The organism is Alteromonas profundi, from assembly GCF_010500865.1.
GTDB lineage: Bacteria > Pseudomonadota > Gammaproteobacteria > Enterobacterales > Alteromonadaceae > Alteromonas > Alteromonas profundi.
This window is the reverse complement of record NZ_JAAAWN010000007.1, coordinates 73,448-90,744: the sequence shown is the minus strand read 5'-3', so window position 1 is coordinate 90,744 and position 17,297 is coordinate 73,448. Positions and strand designations below refer to the sequence as shown.

The window sequence follows — 17,297 nt, the reverse complement described above, 5'->3', positions numbered from 1 at the left end:
GTCATAGTTGTCAAGGTAGCATGCCAACGCGCTTGCACGAAAACACCCCAGCCATCTATTTGTTGTTGGGGAATAAATAAAAAGCAATACTGGACTGATTTACGCATGAAGTTGCAACACTTATTAGTAATACTTGGCATAACACTAACCTCAACCGCTTGTTCAAACTGGATATATCGTATTGATGTTCCGCAAGGAAACTTTCTTGATCAACGGGACGTTAAGAAACTGCGGGTTGGGATGACCAAAGAACAGGTTATTTATGTTTTAGGTAACCCAGTGGTGCAGGACTCTTTTGACGATTCGACCTGGTACTATGTGTACGATATGAAACGTGGAATGAGAAAACGCGGCGAAGATTTTCAAAAGCAGTTAGTAATTAACTTTGTGGACGGTAAAGTTGCCACCGTAGAAGGTGACTTTGAATTATCTGAAGAATTCGATACTCCGTTAGACAGCTAACGTTCATTAAATACATTCATCGCGTTTTTAATATGTGGCTGTAGTTGCGTTTTATTTTATACAGCCTGCGTAGCCTATTCGTTGAACTGCCTAAACAGTGAGAATACATATGGAACATAGCTTTTGGCATAGTAAGTGGGAAAGCAACCAAATTGGCTTTCATGAACCACAGGGCAACGCGTTATTACTTGCACATGCAAGTACGCTATTGCAACCGGCTAACCCGCGAGTTTTCGTTCCCCTTTGTGGCAAAAGTAAAGACGTGGGCTGGTTGGCATCAAAAGGCTGTGAAGTAATAGGTGCCGAGCTTAGTGCGCTAGCTATCACGCAATTGTTCGACGAATTAAACATTACACCCAAAGTAACAGAGCTTAAGCATACCACCTTATATCAAGGGTTAAATATCACCGTGTTTCAGGGTGATATATTCTCACTTAGTGCTAATGATATCGGCAATATTACGGGAGTCTACGACCGCGCAGCCTTGGTGGCGTTACCGCAATCGCTACGCGAGCGTTACAGCGCACACATTCGCGCTATAACCGATAATGCGCCGCAACTGCTTATTACATTTGAGTATGACCAAACTCAACTGCCAGGCCCGCCTTTTTGCGTAAGTGAATCTATGGTTTCGTCTCTGTACAATGATTATTACGAAATCGCGTTATTATCAGCGACTACGCTAGAGGGCGGCTTAAAAGGCAAAGTTGATGCCACCAACCTTGCCTTTCATCTCATTCCTAGACTCTAGAAATAGTGGGCTAAGGTACCGAAAAGGCTACCCAGCACTAGCGAATATTGCCTGTTCAATTACAAATAGAATGGCGCCTATTAACCCGCCCACAATTGTGCCATTTATTCTTACCTTTTGTAGATCTCGCCCAATATTGAGTTCTATTTGGCTGGCCATTTCTGACTCATCCCAACTGTTTATTGTGTCGCGAATATGGCGCGTTAAAAACTCAGCTAATTCTGGCGCCATATATTTGCCCGCCTCACCGATGTGAGCGTCAAAAGTGCTCGCTAAGCTGTCATCATGTAGTAAGGTGTCACCTAGCCCTTTCAACCACCCCGCCACCTTCGTTTCAACCTTGCCTTCTTTATTTTTTAGCGAAGTCAGCATAGTGCGTTGAAGTGAATTCCAGGTGTGACTCAAATAACGTTTCAATGCAGGATCGTGAATTAGCTTTTGCTTAAATTGGGAAATTTTTTGTTCCATATCATCGCTGCTATTGACGGCTTCAATAAAACTGTCCACCTGTTCATCAAACGCGTATCGAAGGGGATGCTGTGCATCAGCATATACATCATCTAGCATATGCGATACTGCTCGCACAGCAATCAAAGCCCCTTGTTCGCTTAACCAGCTAGACGGCAATAACTTTTCAATACGCGAGTGTTCAGTTTTCAGCCACACCACTAAAGTTTCAGCAATATATTCTTGGGTATCAGGTTCAGCGAGCAATTGCGCAAGTTTACCCAACAATTTGTCTAATATTACTTGATGCTGCCTGTCGCGGGTTACACTTGCCAAAACAGTAGCAATAAGTTGCCTTAAATCGACCTCTTCAATACCACGTTGCGCCGTTTTCGCGATAAAGCGTTTAACCGGCGCATCGTCTAAAACAGTTAACATTCCAGCGAGTGCGTCACATAAAAAGCGACTTAACCTGGCAGCGTGTTGTTCGTTTGACAGCCACCTCCCGGCACCTTTAGCCGGATGACTGGACGCAATAAGTTGCTCAATGGCTGTAACGTGAAAGAATTTTTCTTTAACAAACAATGCTAAATTATCAGCAATAGCATGTTTATTGTTAGCGACAATATTGGTGTGAGGAATTGGATACTTTCGAGGTATCGGTTTAAACAACGCTGTGACAGCAAACCAATCTGCCAACCCACCGATAAGGGCCGCTTCGCTCGCCATTTTAACTAACCCTAACCATTTTGACTGCGCCAGTTGTGGGAAATAGACTTGGGTACAAGTGGCCGCAACAAACACCACTGCAGCAAAAATCAGACAAGCAAGAGCCATACGTTTAGCTTGGTTGAGTTGGGCAGATTTATCTAGCATAAGTAACTTTCCAAAAACATCATTCTATTTTCCCTTAATCCATTAACTGGTTACTTTCACACAACCTAATTAATATACTTACTATAAGCTGCGTTAGTGAAATCAACCGCAAACATTTGAAAACAACTGCTAATAAGTGCAAACAAGTGCAAACAACGCGCCGTCTTTCAAGGCACGGTAAAAACTCACCTATGGTATACGCAAATTACGCGCACCTTGCGCAAATTAGCCCGCGAACTATGACTGTCCAATTTAACCCGTATGCGAATATGTGTGACTGTCCTACTTAGCGTACCTTGCACAAATTAGCCCGCAAACTATGACTGTCCAATTTAACCCTTATGCGAATATTCATGACTGTCCTACTTCGTGCATTATGCGAATATGTATGACTGTCCTACTTCGTGCACCTTGCACAAAATAGACCGCAAACTATGACTGTCCAATTTAATCCCTATGCGAATGTGTGACTGTCCTACTTAGCGTACCTTGCACTAAATAGCCCGCAAACTATGACTGTCCAATTTAACCCTTATGCGAATATTTATGACTGTCCTACTTAGCGTTCCTTGCACTAAATAGCCCGCAAACTATGACTGTCCAATTTAATCACTATGCGAATGTGTGACTGTCCTATTTGCGACTGTCCTATTTGCGGAGAGCGAACGTTGAATGCCTAGGGCTGGGTGAGTGTGAAAATGACTAATGGTTAGCGAATATTGTCGTTATTTAGTGCCATCGTTTATTTAATTTATGTCAACCTTTTCACAACAACCTTAGCTTACTGATTTTAAACGAAAATTTATAATGGCATATACGTTGCTTTTCAGTAAGTTAATACCACACATGTGCTCTATATCCATAAAAATAAGCTACAAGGACTTACCATGACAAAGACTCCCCTCACTGCTGCCTTACTGATCTGCTCAACCACGTTTTTATCTGGCTGTTTAATTCATATAGACAGCGGTCAAGGTTTTGAAGGCGACGGAATTAGCAGTGTTTTAGGTAATATAGACGTAGACGAGCATGATTATGCGGGTAACATTTCATCCGTTAACGGTAATGTGGAACTGGATAGCCATGCCCGCGCCGATGATATTAGTATCGTAAATGGTAGTTTAGATATAGAAGACCATGTACAGGTTAATTCCATCGATATCGTTAATGGTGATATAGATGCTGGTACTCATTTTCGTGTTGCACAAAGTATAGAAACGGTAAATGGTGATATTTTTATTGATAATAAAGGCCAGATCACTAACTCCATAGAAACGATAAACGGCGATATCGTGCTTTCTACTACCCATATTGGCAAAAACATTGAAAGTCTCAACGGGGATATATCCGTTGAAGGCGAAAGTGTCATAGTGGGTGATATTATTTATCACAAGCCTGAGAGCCGTTGGTTCGATACAGATAGCATGCCAACCTTATCAATAGCTTCTACCGTGCTTCTTGAAGGTAACATCATTCTTGAACGTCCTGTCGAACTCAATTTAGAAAACGCCGATCATCAACAAAAAGTTATTGTCAGGTATTCATCTAAACAGTAAGGTGCTGGCTTTTACTTAACGTTGAAGCTATGACAGAACAACAAAAAATGCTTGCTGGCGAGTTGTACTACCCTTCCGATAAGACGCTCACTCAATTACGCAAAGTATGTCGCCAGCAACTAGATATCCTCAATAGCACGTGCCAAACTGAGCATAAAGCCCGTACACGCTTGCTCAAATCACTGTTCGCTAAAACAGGAAAGCGCCTTTATATTGAGTCTATGTTCAAGTGCGACTATGGGGAAAATATTTCCGTAGGCGAGAATTTTTATGCAAATTTTAATTGTGTCATTCTAGACGCAGCCAAAGTCACTATTGGTGACAATTGCATGATTGCCCCACAAGTTGGAATTTACACCGCAACCCACCCTATAGATCCTGTCGCTCGGGCTAGCGGTATCGAGTATGCTAAGCCTATCACATTGGGCAATAACTGCTGGATTGGCGGTATGGCGGTGATAAATCCCGGGGTAACCTTAGGCGATAATGTAGTGGTGGCCTCTGGCGCGGTAGTAACGAAAAGTTTTGGCGATAACGTGGTTATCGGCGGAAACCCTGCCAAAATTATTAGGAAAGTTTATCCAGAAGAGGGCGCGTAAAAGCACGCCCTACGGTTTACTCACCGGAATACTTTTCGTATCAATCCCATTTAGGGGCAAAATCAGGGTCGACAATACGCTCCCCGTTGTCTAAGTCATCGATGGTGGCTAACTCTTCGTTTGTTAACGTTATATCGGTATAAGCTATGTTTTGCGCAAGATGCTTTTTATTTGTTGAGGACGGGATGGCGTGAATGTTTCGCTTGTCCATCCATGCTAATACTACCTGAGCGGGCGTCGTGTCATGTGCATCTGCAATCGCTTTTAACCCATCATTTTTCATTATTTTCCCCACTGCGAATGGCATATAACCGGTAACGCGAATATCTTTTTGCCGACAAACTTCTACCACCTGTCGGTTTTGCATGAACGGGTGCAATTCTATTTGGTTGGTATAAATTTCGCCTTTGCCCAAAATAGCTTCAGCTTGCTCTAGTAATTCGATCGTAAAGTTTGAAACACCGATATGGCGTGCTAAACCTTGTTCTTTGGCCTCTTTCAAGTTTTTTAGGTAGCTTTCTAAAGAAATATCATCGCCAGGGTAAGGCCAATGGATAAGCAGTAAATCAACATACTCTAGCTTAAGTTTTGCCAAGCTCTCATGCACACTTGGCATAAATTTATCTTTACCTAGCGACTCATGCCACACTTTTGTAGTAACAAAAAGATCGGAACGAGCGATGCCGCTCGTCTTAATCGCATCACCTACATTTTCTTCATTGCCATAAAACTGCGCGGTATCAACGTGCCTAAACCCTACATTTAATGCATCAGTTACCGCTTGCGTAGCTTCTGTTCCCTCTAGACGAAATGTTCCCATTCCTATCTGTGGCATATGCTTCATGATTAACTCCTTACAATGTGCAACATTTGATTCGTATGCTTTGCTACGCAGTCGCATGGCAAGGAGATCGCCTTTACTCTACATTCGTAAAGATAGCTGAACTTTGCTTAACTAAGGTTGAATGGTAAAAAAGGTAGCCTTACCTTAATTGAATAAGTATCCTTCCGGTCCATACTAATAATAATAAAAAATAACATGCGAAAATCGATATTATTTCTGCTCTTTAGCCTGTATCTAGTACCTATGGGCGTGCATGCGAACGAAAAAAATGTGCTGCGGGTTGGCGTAGAGAACATGAATTATTACCCTGTCATGGACTTTACTACCAATTCACATCGTGGATTATTTAGCGACATATTTGTGCGTTTTGCGCAGAAAAATCAAATAGAGTTAGACTTTATCCCCCTTCCCCTTCAACGGTTTAACTACTGGTTTAAAGATCATGCTATTGATTTGCGCTTACCCGATAATCCGCGCTGGACACACAGCACTTCCGAAACGCTTATGTACAGCGAGCCACTTATAACAGTATGTGATACCACCGTGGTACTGGCTAAAAACCGGTATATTGATAAAAAGGAAATTTCAACTGTGGGCCTACTTAGCGGCTTTACAGTTGCAGAAAAATGGCAAGCTAGAATAGAAGAAGGTTCGATGGAAGTAGCGTATGAAAGCTCCATTCGTGTGCTTACTCGAATGTTGCTAACAGGGATGGTGGATGCAATAGATTTAAATATTGCTACTATAGAGGAACAGTTAAAGCAATTAGGCCACGAACCGAGTTTAGTGGCCACCGCAGAAAATGTTTCTGCTGCGGGGGTTAAGTACGCGGTATCGACACAATCTCACCCCAGCGTGATTAATGCCTTAAACCAGTTTATAAAAGAAAACCGCCACACCATAGACATGCTGGCTCAGCATTATGGCGTGGCGGTGAATCAAGCGTGCAGTTAGCGTTTGGCGTGCTTGCCAATACGTTTCTTACCCGTTTGCTCTTTACGAATTTTGTGCTTTTTCACTGAGCGGCGCATGCGGCTTAAGCGAACATGATCGAGCTTGTTTTGACGAACGTCTACCATCGACTGCGTTTCTTCAGGCAACTGAACGATATCGCGCAATGCGTTTACATCTTCAAGGCCCAGTTCTACCCACGCCCCTTGCGGCAAACGCTTTTGTAATTCTAACGGCCCGTATTTTACTCGGATTAGGCGGCTAACCTGTACGCCTTGCGATTCCCATAACCTTCTAACTTCACGGTTACGTCCCTCTTTAAGGGTAACGTTGAACCAGCGGTTCATGCTTTCTTCTTCAGCATCGATGGGCGTTGGCTTACCAGCTATGCTTAAAAACTTCGCTTCACCATCATCCAGCATTACCCCCTTTTGCAGGGTACTCAATGTTTTATTGGTCACTTCACCAAATACACGCACAGCGTACTCACGCTCTACTTCACATTTAGGGTGCATCAAGCGGTTCGCCAGTTCACCATCGTTAGTGAATAACAGTAATCCACTGGTATTCATATCGAGCCGGCCCACCGTTATCCAGCGGCCAAGACGAATGGCTGGCAAGCGATCAAATACTGTGTCTCTACCATCAGGATCGTGACGGCTACATAGCTCACCTTCCGGCTTGTTATACATAAGCACACGACAAACCGGTTGTTCTGTTTGGCGGGACAATAGGTGGCCATCTACGCGAATTTGCGCGCTTGCGTCAACGCGGTCGCCTAAAGTGGCCACCGAGCCATTTACCGATACACGCCCTTGTTCTATCCAACGTTCCATTTCTCGTCGCGAACCTAGCCCTTGGTTGGCCAGTACTTTTTGCAACTTTTCAGTCATGGTTTATATCACTCTTTATTTTGCTTGTTTACGGTCGCACGGTCTTATTGATTAGACGGTGCCTCATTTAACACCTTAAGCGACGAGGATGATTGTTCATTTTCCGTCATTGTTTCAAATGCGTCGGCACTAGGAAGATCTGATAGTGAAGACAACGAAAAATAGTCCAAAAAAGTTTTTGTTGTGGCGTATAAAGCAGGCCTTCCTGGCACTTCTTTATGGCCCACCAAACTAACCCAACCTCGTTCTGTGAGTGTTTTCATAATATTGCTACTTACCGCCACCCCTCTCACTTGCTCAATCTCTCCGCGAGTAATTGGTTGGCGATAGGCGATCAGCGCTAAGGTTTCCAACATGGCGCGGGAATATTTTGGCGCATTTTCTTGCCACAGCTTACTAAGCCACGGGCTTAATGCATCCAGCGATTGAAAACGATAGCCACTTGCCACCTCCACTAGCTGAATGCCACGGGGCTGATAATCCCGTTGAAGCTCGTTTACTATCTTGCTTAGCGTTCTATCCGCCACCTCAAATTCACCTAACACCGAGTCTTTAAGCTCTTGTTTTGATATCGGCTTCTCGGCCACAAAAATAGCGGCTTCAACCAATTGTTTAAGCTGGGCGGTGTTAATCTTCTTCATGGCTACCCAATTTTACATGAATTCGCGCATAAGGACCTGCCTGAATGCAAAATATTAATTGTTCTTTTACCAACTCTAAGAGTGCAAGAAAGCTTACCACCACACCAGATTTCCCTTCCTCAAGGGTAAACAACGCCTCCAAGGGAGTAAATTGGTCTTTCGTTACTATGCTTAATATGTAGGACATTCGCTCTCTGGTACTTAACGCTTCGCGCTCGATAGTATGATGTTCAAACGCCGCTGCGCGCTTCATCGCACCACTAAAGGCTAAGACAATTTCCGCTAAGCTCACGCTGGGGTCTACCCGCACTGGCGCGATACTCTCACTAAGTGCAACATTGGGTATAAATAAATCGCGCTCCAAACGTGGTTGGGCGTCTAAATCTTCCGCTGCGTTCTTAACAAGCTCATATTCCCTAAGACGACGTATAAGTTCAGCCCTAGGATCGCCCTCATCATCGCTTTCATCGCTACGTTTTGGTAGCAACAATCGCGATTTAATTTCAGCTAGAATGGCGGCCATTAGCAAATATTCCGCCGCCAACTCAAGCTTCAAGGCCATCATGGCATCAACATATTCCATATACTGCTTAGTAACTACGGCGATGGGCAATGTGGTAATGTCAAACTTTTGCTTTCTAATAAGATAGAGCAATAAGTCTAACGGCCCTTCAAAGGTGTCTAGTATCACCTCAAGGGCGTCAGGCGGAATAAATAGGTCTTCCGGTTTTTCAATCAGCGCTTCACCATTAACAAACGCTAACGGAAGCGGCTGTTGAATGGGTGCTGGCGTAGAGGCCTCATTACTCAACACAAGTTCCTTAACATGTGCGTCTACTCAAAGGGCGCGGGGTCGCCGGTTCCGCGACGAAGAATAACTGGCGTATCATCTGACAAATCTACTACAGTGGTTGGTTGCTCACCAATATAACCACCATGAATGATAAGCCCTACCTGCTTTTCCAAATTTTCGCGGATGACGTCAGGATCTGACTCAGCCATCGTATTGCCAGGCAAAATGAGCGAGGTTGACATAATGGGCTCACCCAAGGTTTCTAACAGCGCCAACGCAATAGCATTGTCAGGTACCCGTAAGCCAATCGTTTTTCGCTTGGGGTTTTGCAGACGTTTTGGCACTTCCCGGGTGGCCTTCAATACAAAGGTGTACGACCCCGGGGTATTATTTTTTATCTGTCGAAATGCGGTATTATCCACTTTGGCGTATATCGATAACTCCGACATGTCTCGGCACATCAAGGTAAAGTTGTGATTTTTGTCAATTTGACGAATACGACACAACTGCTCTAGCGCTTTTTTATCTTCCATCTGACATCCGATGGCATAGCCAGAATCGGTGGGGTAAACCACTACAGCGCCGTCGCGAATAAGCTCACACGCTTGATTTAACAAGCGTTGTTGCGGGTTTTCTGGGTGAATATAAAAAAACTGACTCATACTGTTTCTCTTCTTTATGACACAGGCGTGCTTTGATTAACCGCCCCAGATACCTCTGGCCAATTATGCCAAATGGGCGTGAGCGCACTACTTATGCCAAGATTTTTACCTAACTCTGTCCAGCGCGACGGGAAATGAAAATCAGACCCCGCGGAGGCCAGTAACGAATGAGTTTGTGCCAATTCATTAATAAGTTCTTGTTTGTTTTTATTGATCCCCGGAAAGGCAGTTTCAATAGCATCGCCGCCGGCAATCGCAAACACATTAACCAATCTACGCAGCCATTTAGCGGTCATATCGTAGTGAGCGGGGTGAGCGAGTACCGCTTGGCCGCCCGCTTCATGAATCCACGCCACAGCCGACTCGATGGAAGGCCAGTGCGCTTTTACTGCCGCTCGCTTGCCTTTGCCTAAATATTTTTTAAAGGCGGCGTCCATGGTAGGAACACCATAGTTGTTCACCAGAACACGGGCAAAGTGAGCGCGAGTAACTTGCCCTACCCCTGCTAACGCCTCAGCGCGGGCTAACACTCCATCAAAACCACAGCGAGCTAATTTTTCCCCAATGCGCTCAGCGCGGTCTTGGCGGGTTTCGGCTTGCTGATGTAAATGGGCGAGGAATTCAGGTTGGGTTCGGTCAACATTTAACCCCACAACATGAATATCGAAACCATGCCAATCGGTTGAAATTTCAACACCATCGATAATGCGAAGATGCCGTTTCTGTGCAGCTTGCGCCTGATGCGCCTCATCTAATCCCGCCACGGTATCATGGTCGGTAATGGCTAACACATCCACCTGCATGGTATGCGCGCGCAGCACTAATTCGGTAGGCGTTAGATGCCCATCGGAGAATTTTGTATGACTATGTAGATCTATTTTCAATGTCTTATGCAAATAATGGGTTGACACAAAGGCCAAATTGTTTTCTTCTATACACCTAGAGTATACGGATTAACAACTTCGATGCCTATCGAAGTTTGACACTAACACGAGTTTATTCATGCACAAAATGACAAACACAATAGCAATGACAGTTGCAACTTGGTGGTGGCACTCCCTCGATTGACGGGCGGTGTGCGCATTTGTGCGTGATAACAAACACAAAAGGCCCGTTTTTACGGGCCTTTTTTTTATCTTTTTGCAGTTGGAGAGTGGCGAAAAATGAGTTTAGCGGAACTGGGAACCTCCCCAGGAAAAGTGGAAACAATAGAGCAAGTTGGGCATTACATTGACGACCCTCTTGCCGCCTTTGCGCACTTGTGTGCACAACGCTCTAATGCGTTATTGCTAGAATCGGCAGAAATTGAATCAAAAGATAACCTGCAAAGTATATTGCTAGTAGATGCGGCATTACGCATGGCATGTAACGGCAATAAAGTAACGGTTACTGCGCTAACCGATAACGGAACATCGATTCTACCGCTTTTCGACCAACATCTACCGAAAGGGTTGCGGTGTGTATCTAAAAGCGAAAACGCCGTCACATTAGTGTGTGACCATCCTGACGCTTCGCTTGATGAAGACAGCCGGCTAAAAGCGGCAAGCGTAATGGATGCCCTGCGCGTAGTTATTAACAGTATTGCGCCTATCCGTCAGCATCCACACGCATTATTTTTAGGGGGTGTATTTGCTTATGACATGTTGGCCGGCTTTGAACAGCTACCAGAGGTAGAGGAAGGTGAAAACGACTGTCCTGATTTTGTGTTTTACCTTGCTGAAACACTTATTACGGTAGATCACCAAACCCGCGAAACACACCTAATTGGTAGCGTATTTAGTGGCGATGATGTAGCCCGGCAATATTTCAAAGTGTCACAACGCCTAGAAGCTATTCATGAATTACTTCATACCATGCCAAGTAAACCCGCTCTCACTAACGCCAATGCACCTCTGCCACAAAGCGCTGACGTCAAGGTAGATAAAAGTGATAATGCGTTTTGTGACGACGTTCTGGCATTAAAACAACATATTCTCGCCGGCGATATTTTTCAGGTTGTACCTTCTCGCACATTTTCTCTGCCTTGCCCTTCTCCCTTGCTCGCATACGCCCAGCTGAAGGTTCAAAACCCAAGCCCGTATATGTTTTTTATGCAAGACGAAGCGTTTTCTATTTTTGGCGCTTCGCCTGAGTCTGCATTGAAATACGACAGCGAAAGTAACCAAGTAGAAATTTACCCCATTGCAGGGACGCGGCCCAGAGGCAAGCGAGAAGACGGTTCTATTAACCATGATTTGGACAGCCGAATAGAACTTAATTTACGCGAAGATGACAAAGAAAAAGCAGAACACATTATGCTGGTTGATTTAGCGCGTAATGATGTGGCGAAAGTTAGCCGCCCCGGTAGCCGCTATGTAAAAGACTTGCTGAAGGTCGACCGCTACTCACACGTTATGCATTTAGTATCACGGGTGGTGGGTCAATTACGTGACGACCTTGATGCGCTTCACGCTTACCAGGCATGCATGAACATGGGCACGCTTGTAGGCGCGCCAAAAGTAAGTGCGGCACGCTTAATTCGTGAAACAGAAAACAAACGCAGAGGTAGCTATGGGGGCGCTGTGGGCTATTTGAATGGGCGTGGTGATATGGATACATGTATTGTTATTCGTTCCGCTTTTGTGAAAAACAATACCGCCTACATACAAGCCGGAGCTGGCGTAGTTTACGACTCGGTTGCTCAGGCTGAAGCCGATGAAACACGCGCAAAAGCGCAAGCAGTAATTAGTGCAGTGCAAAGTGCGCTGGCCATGGAGTCGCAATAATGAAGCACAATACCACCCTATTTTTATTGGATAACGTCGACTCTTTTACCTATAACCTTGTAGATGAACTTCGCACGTTAGATTTAGCCATAAACGTGTATCGAAACACAGTATCGGCCGACATGATCTTTAGCAAAATGCAGGAACAAGCCACTAAAGGCCCAGTATTATTGCTACTTTCTCCTGGCCCTGGCGCCCCTAGTGACGCCGGTTGTATGCCAGCTCTACTTGCGAAAGTAGCAGGGATATTTCCTGTCCTTGGCATTTGTTTAGGGCACCAAGCAATTGTTGAATACTATGGTGGCAAGGTGGGCAGGGCTAAACAAGTCATGCATGGTAAATCATCAGCAATTACGCACAGTAAAACTGATATGTTTGCGCGCTTACCTTATCCCCTTCATGTGGCGAGGTATCATTCATTAGTTGCCCATACGTTACCGGACAACTTAGACGCCTGTGCGTCGTGCGTTGATGACAATGGTGAAGAAACAATAATGGCGGTGTTAGAGCAACAAGACCGTATGTTAGGTTTCCAATTTCACCCGGAATCTATATTAACTGCCCAAGGCAGCGATTTATTAAAACAAAGCATTGAATATTTAACGGTGCAGGAATAATCCTATGTTAAACATAACAGAAGTACTCGACACCCTTATTTCTCAGTCTTCGCTCTCGCAAAGCCAGGCATATACGCTGTTTAACAGTATCATGCACGGAGAGCAAAGCGATGCCGTTATTGCAGCGGTACTTACCGCGTTAAAAATTAAAGGTGAGTCGCCCAGTGAAATTGCTGGGGCAGCCCGAGCGATGGTGGATAACGCCTTGCCCTTTCCATCCCCAGACTATGCCTTTGCAGACATAGTCGGCACAGGCGGCGACGGCCATAACACAATTAACATTTCTAGTGCTGCTGGGGTTGTAGCTGCGGCATGTGGCGCGAAAATAGCGAAACATGGTAATCGTAGCGTTTCAAGCAAGTCTGGGTCGGCAGATCTGTTCCGCGAATGCGGATTAGCCCTTGATATAAGCCCAGAAACATCACGCAAATGCTTAGATGAAGCAAACTTCACATTTCTTTTTGCACCGGTTTATCATGCAGGAATGCGCCATGCAGCCCCCGTCAGAGCTGCACTTAAGACCCGTACCCTGTTTAATATATTGGGCCCACTAGCTAACCCGGCCCGTCCTACACATGGCGTATTTGGGGTATACTCTCCCGAACTGCTTGAACCTTACGCAAAAACCCTTATGCTGCTAGGCCAACATCGCGCCATGGTGGTGCACGGCGATGGCCTTGATGAATTGGCGCTACACGGTGAATCAATAATCTTCGATTTAGAGCATGGCGATATCAGAAAACGCAACGTTACCGCAGATGACTTCGGCCTGCCCTCATACCCACTATCGGCGATAAAGGGTGGTGAGCCAGAAGAAAACAAGAAGTATATACAAGCCGCCTTAGCTGGCGAGGGCGAACAAGCCCACCAAGCCGCTATAGCGATGAATTGCGGCGCACTGTTAAAAGTGACAGGTCATGCAGATACGTTTAAAGACGGTAGTGACATGGCCATGGCCGCCATGCAAAAAGGCACGCCACTTAAGGTATTAGAAAAAGTGGCAAAAATTAGTCAGGAGGTAAGCACTGATGTCTAATGTGCTTGAAAAAATTGTTGCCGATAAACGGCATGAAGTTAAAGAGCGGATGGCGGCATTACCGTTAGCTTCGTTTAAAGCGGCGCTTACACCCTCAACAAAAAGTTTATTTGCTGCATTAAAAAAACCCAATGCAGGGTACATTTTTGAGTGTAAGAAAGCATCACCCTCCAAGGGGCTTATTCGTGAGCATTTCGATCTTGATGAAATTTTAGCCGCCTATATGCCCTACGCGGCGGGCATATCTGTACTTACCGATGAAAAATACTTTCAGGGTAAATTTGAGTACCTAAGTTATGTTACCGCACGTGTTTCGCAACCTGTTCTAAATAAAGATTTTTTTGTTGATACTTATCAGGTCTACTTAGCGCGCCACCATAACGCCGATGCGGTATTGCTTATGCTTAGCGTGTTAAGTGATGAGGAATACCGTGCGCTAGCTGAGGTCGCAGACAGCTTATCCCTCGATATTCTTACTGAAGTAAGTAATGAAACAGAGATGACCCGGGCCATCGCTCTTAAGGCAAAAATTATTGGCATAAATAACCGCAACTTAAGAGACCTGTCTACCGACCTTGCCACCACTGAACGTTTGGTGCCAATGTTAGCGAAAGCCGACCATGACTTTGTGGTGATTTCCGAGTCAGGTATTTATACCCATCAAGATGTATTGCGCCTTGCGCCCCTTTGTCATGGTTTCTTAGTTGGAAGTGCACTAATGGCTGAGACTGACCTTAAGCGAGCCGTGAAAACATTAATCATGGGCGGGGTTAAAGTTTGTGGGCTGACGACTCAGCAACAGGCACAACAAGCATTTGAACAAGGCGCTAGCTATGGCGGCCTCATTTTTGCCGAAAAGTCGCCGCGTTATGTAGAAAAAACACACGCGTTGGCAATTACCGAGGCTGTAGCAGGTAATTATGTAGGCGTATTTGTCGACCATGAAGTGGATGAAGTCGCCTCTATCGCACGTCTATTGAAGCTAACTGCTGTGCAATTGCACGGGAGTGAAGATAAAGATTACCGCTCTCGTTTGCGCGCCTCGTTACCTAAAAACTGTGAAATATGGCAAGCGGTAGGCGTAAAAGACACATTACCCGAACATCTACCTTCGCTGTTAGAAGAGCCAAATATACAACGGATACTGTTGGATTGTCAGGTAGGTGACGCTAAAGGCGGTACGGGGCAGGCCTTCAATTGGCAAATGCTAGAAGGAATAGAGAGAAAAGACAAACTCGTTCTAGCGGGGGGTATTAACCCCGATAACGTAACGCACGCCATACAAACAGGCTGTGCAATCATAGATGTAAACTCAGGGGTGGAAACGGCTCCGGGCGAAAAATGTGCTGAGAAATTATCTGCGCTCTTTTCAATTTGTCGCCAATACTAATTCAGTACTACAGGATTTCTTATGAATCAACTTGAAACAAAATTCGGTGAATTCGGTGGCATGTATGTGCCCGAATTACTTATTCCTGCACTCGACCAACTAGAGAAAGCCTTTCTTGATGCTAAAGATGACCCTAGCTTCAATGAAGAGTTTCTTTCGCTACTTAAGGATTACGCCGGCCGACCTACGGCAATGACGTTAACTCGTAATCTTGTAAGCAACCCAAAAGTAAAACTTTATCTTAAGCGTGAAGATTTGCTTCACGGTGGTGCACATAAGACGAACCAAGTGTTGGGTCAGGCCTTACTGACTAAGCGAATGGGCAAAAAAGAAGTTATCGCCGAAACTGGCGCTGGTCAGCATGGTGTTGCAACCGCATTGGCGTGTGCACTGCTTGGCTTAAAGGCCCGTATTTATATGGGTGCGAAAGACGTAGAGCGTCAGGCACCCAATGTTTTTAGAATGCGATTAATGGGTGCTGAGGTTATTCCGGTAAATGCCGGTTCTGGTACGCTAAAAGACGCCGTAAATGAAGCTATGCGCGATTGGTCGGCAAACTACGATACTGCTCATTACCTGCTGGGAACGGCCGCGGGCCCCCACCCCTTCCCTACTATTGTTCGTGAATATCATCGCATGATAGGCGAAGAGACGCGTGCCCAGATAATGGAAAAAGAAGGCCGGTTACCTGATGCAGTAGTTGCCTGCGTAGGGGGCGGTTCGAATGCAATTGGCATGTTTGCCGACTTTATTGATGAACCATCGGTACGTTTAGTTGGCGTAGAGCCTGCTGGTAAAGGTGTACACACGAAAGAGCACGGGGCCACTATCGTCGCCGGCACGAAAGGCATACTGCACGGTGCTTATACCTATATTATGCAAGATCAAGAAGGCCAAATAGAAGAAAGTTACTCAGTATCTGCAGGGTTAGATTACCCAGCAGTGGGGCCTCAGCATGCTTATTTGGCTGATATAGGCCGAGCAGAATACGTTGCCGCTACCGATGAAGAAGCGCTAAATGCCTTTAAACTATTGGCCCGAAAAGAAGGGATCATACCCGCCTTAGAATCGTCCCATGCCTTAGCGCACGCGCTGAATATGGCCGATGAAGCTGAAGACGACACTATTATTGTAGTGAATTTATCCGGTCGCGGCGATAAAGACCTAGCCCACGTTATCAATATTTTAGGGGATGATATTTAATGGATAGATATGCAGATATGTTCGCGCGTTTGGATGAAAAAAACCAAGGCGCTTTTGTTCCTTTCGTTATGATTGGCGACCCTAATCTAGAGCAGTCAGAAGCCATCATCTGTCAGCTAATTGAAAGCGGTGCCGATGCGCTAGAATTAGGGATCCCCTATTCAGATCCTATTGCCGATGGCCCTACTATTCAGGCTGCAAGCATACGAGCGCTCAGTCACAAGACCACCGTGGCAGATTGCATGTCATTGATAACGCGCGTACGTACCAAATACCCACACGTACCCATCGGCTTATTGCTGTACAGTAACCTTGTAATGGCGAAGGGCATAGAGAATTTTTATGCCACGGCGAGCGATGCCGGCGTAGATTCTATCTTAATTGCCGATGTGCCTCTGCGTGAAGCAACACCGTTTCAAAAAGCGGCACAAGCAAAAGGCATTTCTCAAATTTTAATCGCACCGCCCAATGCAACCGATGAAACCATGGAAAAAATTGGTGAATTCTCTACAGGCTACACGTATTTGCTGGGTCGCGCTGGGGTAACTGGGGCAGAAACAGCTGCAAACGTGCCAGCCTCAGAGCTAATTGCTAGATTGCATCAACATAAAGCGGCACCTTCACTCCTCGGTTTTGGTATTTCTACTCCAGAGCAGGTGAAAGCAGCGATTGACGCTGGAGCTGCGGGCGCTATTTCTGGTTCAGCTACCGTAAACATAATTGCCGCTAATCTTGATGATAACGACAGCATGCTAAAACAGCTGGGTGATTTTGTTAGCGCAATGAAAGCAGCAACCAATAAGGGGTAAGT

18 protein-coding genes are annotated in these 17,297 nt (G+C 45.4%); 11 read left to right on the top strand and 7 right to left on the bottom strand.

The features are described 5' to 3' along the window. Window positions 1–105 precede the first annotated feature (105 nt). The gene (locus GTH32_RS07250; protein ID WP_163084578.1) at window positions 106–462 is read left to right on the top strand and encodes an outer membrane protein assembly factor BamE; all 357 of its coding nucleotides are present in this window, start codon (window positions 106–108) and stop codon (window positions 460–462) included. A 109-nt stretch (window positions 463–571) separates the two neighbouring features. Then, a complete protein-coding gene (gene tmpT / locus GTH32_RS07245) occupies window positions 572–1,213 on the top strand; it encodes a thiopurine S-methyltransferase (RefSeq protein ID WP_163084577.1) in 642 nt (213 codons plus the stop codon). Between the two features lie 27 nt (window positions 1,214–1,240). On the opposite strand, the gene GTH32_RS07240 is transcribed toward tmpT, so the two are convergent. Continuing rightward, the gene (locus tag GTH32_RS07240; protein ID WP_163084576.1) at window positions 1,241–2,536 is read right to left on the bottom strand and encodes a DUF445 domain-containing protein; all 1,296 of its coding nucleotides are present in this window, start codon (window positions 2,534–2,536) and stop codon (window positions 1,241–1,243) included. A gap of 887 nt (window positions 2,537–3,423) precedes the next feature. Between GTH32_RS07240 and GTH32_RS07235 the strand changes: the two genes are divergently transcribed. Beyond that, complete coding sequence (locus tag GTH32_RS07235) at window positions 3,424–4,092, top strand: DUF4097 family beta strand repeat-containing protein (protein WP_163084575.1); 669 nt, start codon at window positions 3,424–3,426, stop codon at window positions 4,090–4,092. A 29-nt stretch (window positions 4,093–4,121) separates the two neighbouring features. Next, window positions 4,122–4,691, top strand: a complete 570-nt coding sequence (locus tag GTH32_RS07230) for a sugar O-acetyltransferase (RefSeq protein ID WP_163084574.1) — start codon at window positions 4,122–4,124, stop codon at window positions 4,689–4,691. 40 nt (window positions 4,692–4,731) lie between these two features. On the opposite strand, the gene dkgB is transcribed toward GTH32_RS07230, so the two are convergent. Beyond that, window positions 4,732–5,535, bottom strand: coding sequence for a 2,5-didehydrogluconate reductase DkgB (gene dkgB, locus GTH32_RS07225; RefSeq protein ID WP_163084573.1), 804 nt, complete (start codon window positions 5,533–5,535; stop codon window positions 4,732–4,734). A 195-nt stretch (window positions 5,536–5,730) separates the two neighbouring features. Here dkgB and GTH32_RS07220 point away from each other — a divergent pair, with 195 nt between their 5' ends. Further along, entirely contained in the window at window positions 5,731–6,489 is a 759-nt protein-coding gene (locus GTH32_RS07220; RefSeq protein ID WP_163084572.1) for a type 2 periplasmic-binding domain-containing protein, read from the top strand. Here GTH32_RS07220 and rluB read toward each other — a convergent pair. From rluB to GTH32_RS07195, 5 genes are read right to left on the bottom strand one after another with little or no spacing between them, the layout of a single operon-like run. Continuing rightward, entirely contained in the window at window positions 6,486–7,379 is an 894-nt protein-coding gene (gene rluB, locus GTH32_RS07215) for a 23S rRNA pseudouridine(2605) synthase RluB (protein WP_163084571.1), read from the bottom strand. The two genes, GTH32_RS07220 and rluB, sit on opposite strands and share 4 nt — an antisense overlap. A 44-nt stretch (window positions 7,380–7,423) precedes the next feature. Continuing rightward, a complete protein-coding gene (gene scpB / locus GTH32_RS07210; RefSeq protein WP_163084570.1) occupies window positions 7,424–8,020 on the bottom strand; it encodes an SMC-Scp complex subunit ScpB in 597 nt (198 codons plus the stop codon). Next, window positions 8,007–8,834, bottom strand: a complete 828-nt coding sequence (locus GTH32_RS07205; RefSeq protein ID WP_163084569.1) for a segregation/condensation protein A — start codon at window positions 8,832–8,834, stop codon at window positions 8,007–8,009. The genes scpB and GTH32_RS07205 overlap by 14 nt, the downstream gene beginning before the upstream one ends. Window positions 8,835–8,854: 20 nt before the next feature. Then, complete coding sequence (locus GTH32_RS07200) at window positions 8,855–9,475, bottom strand: L-threonylcarbamoyladenylate synthase (RefSeq protein ID WP_163084568.1); 621 nt, start codon at window positions 9,473–9,475, stop codon at window positions 8,855–8,857. Window positions 9,476–9,489: 14 nt separating this feature from the next. Further along, a complete protein-coding gene (locus GTH32_RS07195; RefSeq protein WP_163084567.1) occupies window positions 9,490–10,359 on the bottom strand; it encodes a PHP domain-containing protein in 870 nt (289 codons plus the stop codon). A gap of 279 nt (window positions 10,360–10,638) precedes the next feature. Between GTH32_RS07195 and GTH32_RS07190 the strand changes: the two genes are divergently transcribed. The 6 genes from GTH32_RS07190 to trpA are packed head-to-tail and all read left to right on the top strand — an operon-like array spanning window position 10,639 to window position 17,295. Beyond that, window positions 10,639–12,240, top strand: coding sequence for an anthranilate synthase component 1 (locus tag GTH32_RS07190; RefSeq protein WP_163084566.1), 1,602 nt, complete (start codon window positions 10,639–10,641; stop codon window positions 12,238–12,240). Beyond that, on the top strand, window positions 12,240–12,857 hold the full coding sequence (locus GTH32_RS07185) for an aminodeoxychorismate/anthranilate synthase component II (protein ID WP_163084565.1): 618 nt from the start codon (window positions 12,240–12,242) through the stop codon (window positions 12,855–12,857). The genes GTH32_RS07190 and GTH32_RS07185 overlap by 1 nt, the downstream gene beginning before the upstream one ends. Before the next feature lie 4 nt (window positions 12,858–12,861). Continuing rightward, the gene (gene trpD, locus GTH32_RS07180; RefSeq protein WP_163084564.1) at window positions 12,862–13,893 is read left to right on the top strand and encodes an anthranilate phosphoribosyltransferase; all 1,032 of its coding nucleotides are present in this window, start codon (window positions 12,862–12,864) and stop codon (window positions 13,891–13,893) included. Beyond that, window positions 13,886–15,283, top strand: a complete 1,398-nt coding sequence (trpCF, locus tag GTH32_RS07175) for a bifunctional indole-3-glycerol-phosphate synthase TrpC/phosphoribosylanthranilate isomerase TrpF (RefSeq protein ID WP_163084563.1) — start codon at window positions 13,886–13,888, stop codon at window positions 15,281–15,283. The genes trpD and trpCF overlap by 8 nt, the downstream gene beginning before the upstream one ends. Before the next feature lie 21 nt (window positions 15,284–15,304). Further along, window positions 15,305–16,486, top strand: coding sequence for a tryptophan synthase subunit beta (gene trpB / locus GTH32_RS07170; RefSeq protein ID WP_163084562.1), 1,182 nt, complete (start codon window positions 15,305–15,307; stop codon window positions 16,484–16,486). Further along, entirely contained in the window at window positions 16,486–17,295 is an 810-nt protein-coding gene (gene trpA / locus GTH32_RS07165) for a tryptophan synthase subunit alpha (protein WP_163084561.1), read from the top strand. The genes trpB and trpA overlap by 1 nt, the downstream gene beginning before the upstream one ends. Window positions 17,296–17,297 lie beyond the last annotated feature (2 nt).